At 66.2% G+C, this 535-nt stretch carries 1 pseudogene; it reads left to right on the forward strand.

The features are described from left to right. Positions 1 to 535, forward strand: a pseudogene (locus Q7C21_RS22875) (DNA-directed RNA polymerase subunit beta'); the annotation flags it as partial.

Here is a 535-nt window from a genome sequence, read left to right on the forward strand (position 1 = left end):
CTCGCTGCTGGACAACGGCCGCCGCGGCAAGGCGATGACCGGCGCGAACACGCGCGCGCTGAAGTCGCTGGCCGACATGATCAAGGGCAAGAGCGGCCGCTTCCGCCAGAACCTGCTGGGCAAGCGCGTGGACTACTCCGGCCGTTCCGTGATCACCGTGGGCCCGACGCTCAAGTTGCACCAGTGCGGCCTGCCCAAGCTGATGGCGCTCGAGCTGTTCAAGCCCTTCATCTTCTCGCGTCTGGAGGCGATGGGCATTGCCACCACCATCAAGGCAGCAAAGAAGGAAGTCGAATCCGGTACGCCGGTGGTGTGGGACATCCTCGAGGAAGTCATCAAGGAGCACCCGGTGCTGCTCAACCGCGCACCGACGCTACACCGCCTGGGCATCCAGGCCTTCGAGCCGGTGCTGGTGGAGGGCAAGGCGATCCGGATCCATCCGCTGGTCTGCGCGGCGTTCAACGCCGACTTCGACGGCGACCAGATGGCCGTGCACGTGCCGCTGTCGTTCGAGGCGCAGCTGGAAGCGCGCCTG

Origin of the sequence: Pantoea sp. ANP04 (genome assembly GCF_041982285.1) — a bacterium.
GTDB classification, from domain to species: domain Bacteria; phylum Pseudomonadota; class Gammaproteobacteria; order Enterobacterales; family Enterobacteriaceae; genus Pantoea; species Pantoea eucalypti.